This window comes from Dietzia cercidiphylli (assembly GCF_014145145.1).
Classification (GTDB): domain Bacteria; phylum Actinomycetota; class Actinomycetes; order Mycobacteriales; family Mycobacteriaceae; genus Dietzia; species Dietzia natronolimnaea.
Genome location: NZ_JAALEA010000306.1, coordinates 1 through 6,828, shown reverse-complemented (window position 1 = coordinate 6,828; position 6,828 = coordinate 1). Strand labels below are relative to the sequence as shown.

The 6,828-nt window shown below is 60.8% G+C and carries 7 protein-coding genes; 3 read left to right on the top strand and 4 right to left on the bottom strand.

What is annotated here, in order from left to right; all coding sequences use genetic code 11:
* Both G6028_RS11265 and G6028_RS11260 read left to right on the top strand, forming a co-directional pair.
* Positions 1–364, top strand: a 364-nt coding sequence (locus tag G6028_RS11265) for a recombinase family protein (RefSeq protein ID WP_182658899.1), incomplete at its 5' end; no start/stop codon positions are given.
* Positions 365–414: 50 nt separating this feature from the next.
* The gene (locus G6028_RS11260) at positions 415–717 is read left to right on the top strand and encodes a putative quinol monooxygenase (protein WP_338404203.1); all 303 of its coding nucleotides are present in this window, start codon (positions 415–417) and stop codon (positions 715–717) included.
* Here G6028_RS11260 and G6028_RS11255 read toward each other — a convergent pair.
* The 4 genes from G6028_RS11255 to G6028_RS11240 form a co-directional block, all read right to left on the bottom strand.
* Complete coding sequence (locus G6028_RS11255) at positions 714–2,477, bottom strand: competence protein CoiA family protein (protein WP_241730697.1); 1,764 nt, start codon at positions 2,475–2,477, stop codon at positions 714–716. The two genes, G6028_RS11260 and G6028_RS11255, sit on opposite strands and share 4 nt — an antisense overlap.
* Before the next feature lie 377 nt (positions 2,478–2,854).
* Complete coding sequence (locus tag G6028_RS11250) at positions 2,855–3,793, bottom strand: hypothetical protein (protein ID WP_182658896.1); 939 nt, start codon at positions 3,791–3,793, stop codon at positions 2,855–2,857.
* A gap of 45 nt (positions 3,794–3,838) precedes the next feature.
* Complete coding sequence (locus G6028_RS11245) at positions 3,839–5,089, bottom strand: AlbA family DNA-binding domain-containing protein (RefSeq protein ID WP_182658895.1); 1,251 nt, start codon at positions 5,087–5,089, stop codon at positions 3,839–3,841.
* Positions 5,090–5,304: 215 nt separating this feature from the next.
* Positions 5,305–5,829 carry a phosphoribosylamine--glycine ligase gene (locus tag G6028_RS11240; RefSeq protein WP_182658894.1) on the bottom strand — a complete coding sequence of 175 codons (525 nt, stop codon included), beginning with the start codon at positions 5,827–5,829 and terminating at the stop codon, positions 5,305–5,307.
* A gap of 110 nt (positions 5,830–5,939) precedes the next feature.
* Between G6028_RS11240 and G6028_RS11235 the strand changes: the two genes are divergently transcribed.
* A complete protein-coding gene (locus G6028_RS11235) occupies positions 5,940–6,674 on the top strand; it encodes a TIGR02391 family protein (protein ID WP_182658893.1) in 735 nt (244 codons plus the stop codon).
* Positions 6,675–6,828 lie beyond the last annotated feature (154 nt).

The following is a 6,828-nucleotide window of genomic DNA, read 5'->3' as shown; positions in this document are numbered from 1 at the left end:
TTCCCTGGTTGATCTCAAGCAGATCGTCGGCGAGATCACCGCGAAGGGCGCGAGCGTGGAGTTCGTCCACGAGCGGGCCACCTACGCCGCCGGAGCCCAGGATCCTCGAGCGGATCTGATGCTTTCTCTGCTCGGGGCGTTCGCCGAGTTCGAGCGAGCCATCATTCGCGAACGCCAGGCCGAGGGCATCGCCATCGCCAAGGCGAAAGGCAAGTACAAGGGACGCAAACGCGTCCTGACTAGTGAGCAGATCGAGAAGGCCCGCGCCCGCATCGAGGCGGGGGAGGGGCCGTCGGCGATCGCCCGTGATCTCGGAGTCGGCCGGTCCACGCTGTACCGCGCCCTGCAACGTCCGCCTACGTAGCCATCGATGATCGGCCTGTCTGCGCTGTTCAGGGGCCAACCTGCAAGGAAGTGGCCGAAACTGGATCGGTGACCGAAGTTCATCTCAAAGGCCGACTAATCTGTCGCGACGAGCGCGAAGCCACCCTTGTCGCCACCCACCTACCGCGTCATGTCGAGCTGACGCGAGCCGAGCAGGGCTGCAGGTCATTCTCAGTGACCCCGACCGAGGACAGTCTGGTCTGGCGTGTCGAGGAGGTCTTTGACGACGCCGCCTCGTTCCGTAGGCATCAGGACCGAGTTCAAGGCAGCCAGTGGGGTGCAGTTACGGCAAGCATCGAGCGCGACTACTCCATCACGGGACTCCATAACTAGGAGAGACTTCTACCTGTCGTGGTGTACACCGTTCTGTCCCCGTTCGGGTTTTGGAGGATGTCGCGTTGGCGAAGGTTGTTGAGGTAGAAGTCGATGGCAGCGACAGCGTCGGGCTCAGCAGGGAATGTGATCCCGGCTTCGGAAAGGACGGTGAGCGCTTGTCCGGTGGTGATCTGCATTCCAGCTGGAGCGTCCTGTACTAGGCGGAGGCAAATGTGTGCTCGCCATAGCGCTGGATCGGCATCGATCGCGCTAGTCAGGGTTGTGCTTGCCCAGGAGATACATTCCGGCACCGCGCCGTAGCGAGCTACGAGCTCTCGACAGACGTCGGAGTTTAACCACGCCTGCCGGTGTTCTGCGCGTTCACGCCGATGCTGCTCGCGAAGCTCGTTGGCTTGCCGTCTTGCATCCTGAATCGCTTTTTCGCGGGCCTGTCTCTGCTGTCGCTTCTCTTCTGCGCGGTCTTGCTGGCGGAGCATCTTTTCGCGAGCCGCCTCGGCTCTGAGTTGAGCGACCTGGTCGAGGTCGGCAAGTACCTGCCACTGGTAGGAGCGGCCTGTTCGATCGATCAAACCAGCGTCTACTAGCGACTCGAGAAAGATTACGAGCGACTTGAATCGCTTTCCCCGGTCCCAGTTCGCACGAATGCCGTGCCGGTTCAGCGTGTTCCAGCAGTCGTCGACCGTGAACACGTGACCGCGTCGGCGTTGATGGATATGCGCCTCATATAGCGCGGAATGCCAGTGTGCCGGGGATGCATGTATTCCGTACGGATGGTCGCCGGACTCGCTGAGCGCCTCCGGTACTTTCCCCCACCGTTGGAGTATCGCTCGCTTCAACGGCGAGGCGTCCCAAGTCTGTTCGTTGGCTTGTACGATCATGGCCCATTTTTCACTCCGCGCTTCACGCTGGCGTAGCTCGGCCGCCTCACGCGCCCGCTGAATAGCTTCCTGCTGACGACGCTGAGCCGAAGCGGCGTCTATTCGCTGCATAGTGGGTGTCACCACTCCGCGAAGAGGGTCGAGGTGACAACTGTTCAGGTCGTCCACTCCTAGATAGGCATTTCTCCAGCGTTCACCGAGCCGAGTTGTCAGATCAGGGTCGCCGGATAGGGTGCCGATCTGGCGAGTGACGGGGTTCACCACGACAGCGTCGCGTCCTGATTGTGCGAGCACCCATGCGAGCGGCGGTACCCGGACCGGGGTGCCTCGGCTGTACTTGGCGGCGCTTGCGTCGACAGCAATTCCGGTGTGACCAAGGAGCCATGCGCAGGCGATACCCTCACGGTCAAAGTCGTCTTGCTTACGTTGCCAATCCTCGGCGCTGAACCACTTGTACTCGACTTCCAGTGCCAACCGGTGGCCGTCTCCGTTCCGCGTGATCAGCACATCTGGGCGTCGGTATAGGTCGCGGTTCTTCACCGTTTGTTCCTCTCTCACCACCGCTCGGCCGACGGTGCAGCCTGTGGCCCATTGGGCCAGCATTGCCTTTGCCGCAAGATGGTTGAGGCTCTCTCCTGGGTGGTCTACGGCAGTGAGATGGAAGAAATGATCGCGTCTGGCGCCCCCGCGCGAGGAGATCGGAGCGTCACAGCCAGGCACAATGCACTCCCACTCGGCTTTGGCGCGTGAACGGACCGTGGCAGCTGAACCTTCCTCGATGAATACTGGATCGCCGCTGGCGCGGTCTCGAGCCCACACTTGGCGAGTCTCCCCGTCGAGGAAGGCGCGAAGTGCCTCAGTGTGTCCTCCCGGTGTCATCGCGAATGAACATCGGCCTGGACCCTCACGACTGAGAGTTGGCCATAGGTAGGGGGTTGCGAACGTGAAATGCCGTGACCGACTAACGCTAGAGCTCGTGCCGGTCCGGCTTTGGCAGCCCTGGCAGCGTCCTTCGCCGGGAGTCTTTCCGTGTTGCACATCGCCATAACCGGGCAGAATAGGCGGCGCATCAGACACAAAGAGAAGACGTGCGTCGCGAATAACCGCGCTCGGCGCGATTCTCCCGTGCGACATGACAATGCATCACTGCAACCAAGTCCGCAGGGCGACTGACTCGTCCGTGAGCCGGTTGCGCTGGGGGATCGTCAAACGCGACACCGCTGTTGACCGCGGAGTGAGGGGCTACATACCAACGGTCACCTTTCGCGCCAGCGTTTCTCGATTGTGTTGGTGGGGGTGTCGCGCAGAGTGGCAGTGGCACGTGCCGATCGGCCGTGCCGGTCGGTTGGCATGTCCAGCACCACGCGCAAGAACGGTTGATGCCGCAGGGTACGACGATGGTCGACCGTCCAGGCATCGTTGGGGCCGAGCTCGGCGCGCAGGCTAACCCGGCCTGATCCATCGACGTAGATTCCAGAGTGATCGAGCACCCGCACACCGGGGCCTTCCCCGTCGATGCCGATCCGGTGAACCTCCAGCGTTGGGCGCAGCGGGCCCCACCCTTCTGCGTCCCATTCGTTGGAGAAGATGCTGAGCGACCATCGGTGGTTCGGGAGCATCGCGCGCTCGGTGGCAGACACGAAAAGGTCGGCCTCGAATGTCGCTGTGTCAGACGAAATGCACGACACCACGGGATCGATCAACTCAAGCGCAGGCGTCCCTGCGTTAGCGACGAGCAGCCTGAGGAGCTGCGACCGGGTGGCGGTGGTGGTGCTATTCGCTTCCCGCCACGGGACCTCCAGCGACACCTGATGCTCTGCGACTTTGACGGCATACGGCGCGCGGTCAGTGGTGAAGACAAGTGCGACCACCGATCCGTCGGCTACTGGGACAACGAGGGTGTCCAGTTCGGGAGCGACCCCGCCAGCGAAGTGCTTCCTGACTTGCGCCCACCAGTTCGAATGTTCGGTGGTCGGCAGAGGTCGTAGCTGGTGGGCGTCCTCGTCGACACCGACAATCCACATCGCTTCGTCGCCGCGAGCAGCGTTACACAATCCAGCAATCTGGCGGGCTGACTTGCGGTGGTCGCCGTACCACTCGCCTTTGCACTCGACGTAGTCGTCTTCGGCCTGTCCGCCCGCGAGCACCCGAGCGACTTGGTCGGCTACACGCGTTTCGACCTGCTGCTTCTGCACACTCCCATCCTAAACGGCTGGACAGTGTAGGGCCGGCGAACTGTCCTAATGTCGACCTTTTCCGATGTCTTTGAAATCGGAGTATGGGAAATAGTAGTGCTCCACGCTCATGGCGCGCAAAAGGCGCCGCAATAATCGCATAGTAACCTGGGCAGGATTACTTGTCATCTCATCGGTAGTCGCAATAGTTTTTCCGATGTACTGTTCGCGCGGGTACGCCGAAAATTCCCCGGGGAACCTCCCGATGTGCTTCTCGACTGGCTCTATCCCGGATAATTGATTGATATGCACCCCGATAGTCCATTGTCCCTGGAACGGGATCTTGTTGTTGGCGAAGTGGGCAATCGATATCAACAAAGCATGCGTAAGTTCGATTGCTGCCCCCGCGCGGAAGACCGCTATTCCGTCGTTTGGATCGCTACTTGAGCCAATCGGAGAAACTGCCGACCCCCCACGGGCGTACCAGCATCCGTCGTCGCCGATTAGCACAGAAAGCTGGTCCCAGTAGTACGCGCTTCTCGCGCTGAGATTGAAGGATGCTGCTGATACGCCGTCCGGATGAGGGACGCGGTGCTGGAGTGATAGCAAACTGGGCGACCATTTCGCCTGATGGGGGACTGCCTCAGAGAACCACTGCAGAAGGTGCCCCTGACCAAGGGTTTCCGTGACCGGCGCGCCGTACGTGGTGGACGCCGGTTCCGCTAGGAAGTTGAAGGCGGGGCCAGTATGTTGAAGTTGTTCGCCGCCAATGACCTTCGCAACATCGTAAAGTCGCTTTTCGAACTTCTCGCTTCGACCTTGCTCCAGCGTTAGCAATCTGCGGACTTCAACATCACTCAAGGGCCGTTTGCCCTCGTCTCCACGCCCCCAATAGGTTCCATCGACCATATGGGGAGCTGACACGGACGCTGGGACATTCACCAGAATAACACCGGTGTCTAGATTGTCGGCGTGTGGGAGAATAGTAGTAACCACGGTAAGCGGTGGATGCACCTTTGCCAGTGCTGTAGCGTCGATCCGCGAAGCTAAGCCATCTATGGGCGTTCCGGTGACGGCTCCCGCCGCGCCCTTTTTGTCCTCTATTCCAATGACCATAATACCGCCATCGACGCTCAGTGACGCCAAGTCCTTAGCGAGTTCCAGGTTTGCGCCCGGACTTTTGGGCGGGACCGCTTTTTTGAGTTCTACCCAGTGCCCCTCGTTTAGAAGCCCGCTCTCCGCCGCTGCAACGACATCTTGAAAGGAGGACGGTGCGAAGCGGGTATTCCCTGGGCCCAGGTAGAACGATTCAGTCATGACTCAAGTATGTCTGGTGCACGATCTCGGTGCCGGGATGCGGCCCTGGTCTGCAATATCTTGGCCGCGCTGGCTGCAAGATGCTGCGCAACTTAGACTGGGTTGACCCGGTCGCGCATTTGCGTTCCTGCAGCGGAGCTAACAGCGGCGCGCTGGCGGACGCCTATCGTTTGTCCATACGAGTTCGAGGCGCCCGCGAAGTTTGCGCGACGCGATCACGCCCGAAGTGTCCGCCGGGTCTTGATCGTGTTTCCCGTTCCGAGCTGGGCAGTCATGTAGACGCCACTGACGTTCTCTTTGAGAACCTCGCGTGAGGCTTCTGCCAACCTCACCGCGTGGTCGTAGCCGAGGAACCAACTGGCATTCGCGCCCGGTTCCAGCTTGTGCGGAAGATCCGGGCCGATCCGCTCACTGATGGGGATGAGCGTCATAACCCCGCCCCGAGGGCGCAATTTGACGCTCTCGATGATAACTGGAGCACGGCCATGGTTTGTCACCTGGATCCCCACGGCCTCAAAGCCGCCCAATGCCTGCTCTCGTAGCCGACGAACGTCGAGTCCCTTTCCGTTGGCGGTGACAGGCCCCGAGAGTGCCTCGGAATGCGATACGAGACCATGCAGAAGGGTCGCCTTAGGCCGACCTGCTGAGAGCAGGTACTGCGCAATCTGCCAACCGATAGACAGCGCTGCCAAGAGGATGGAGAGCGCAGAGATGAGCAGTGCGACGGACTCTGTTTCCATGGTTAGAACGGTAGTGCTCCGCGCCAGCACCCAAGGCAAGGCGAGCCGACAGCGCCTCTCACTAGGACCAAGGCGCTTCAAATGTCGACACGTTCGCCCATACTTTGCGTATGGCGAAACTAGACACCGAATGGGCGACTTCTGAGATCGACGAATTTCTGCACGTCACAGACCAGGTGAGTCCGAGCGCCAGTGGCGGCAGCGTAGTATTTGCTGGGCCAGTCATGCGCGGATCGAAGACCGAAGCATCGCAGAGGGCGCATGTCGTGGAGCAAATCCTTGACCGAGTGCTGCCAGGTTGGTCTCGAGAGCGACCGGAGACGGACGCCAAGTACTCATGGCTTCGAGATCAGGCGTCGAGAGCGAAAGCGGCTCTGGAGCGCGAGGCTGAACTCGCCGAGAAGCTCGGCGACAACGCGCCGGACATGGATGCGGCCAACCTCCACCCCTGGGCCTGGGAAAACGGCCGGTCATACTGGAACACCGGCCACTACCACCAGGCCGTAATGCAGGCTGCGATTCGGATCAACGCGGAAACCCAATCCAAGCTCGAGCGCATGGACGTTTCCGAAACAGCTCTGTTCAATGAAGCATTCTCGCTTAATGCGCCCAAGGCTGGAGTGGCAAGACTCCGTCTAGCCAAGAATGACGGCGGAAAGACGTACGAGAACCTGCACCGAGGTGCCCGCGCCTTCGCAGAAGGCCTCTACGCCGCGATTCGTAACCCCGGAATGCACCTGCCTCAGGAAGATGACGGAGGTGAAGAGCAGCTGGCCTTGGAGCAACTCGCCGCTTTCAGCTTGTTGGCACGTTGGGTTGATCAGGCCAGCACCGAAATGGTCTGAGCGTGGCCAGTGGCCGCCGGCTGGGCGCAGTCAACCCGCCGCTGGGGGCGAGGCCACTTACCCTTGATCCACCGGTATCGAGGTTGCGTGAGTAGGCGCGGGTATGCGGAAATGCCCGCCTACTGGTCAGGTGCCGGGTTCTGTGGTGTCGGGT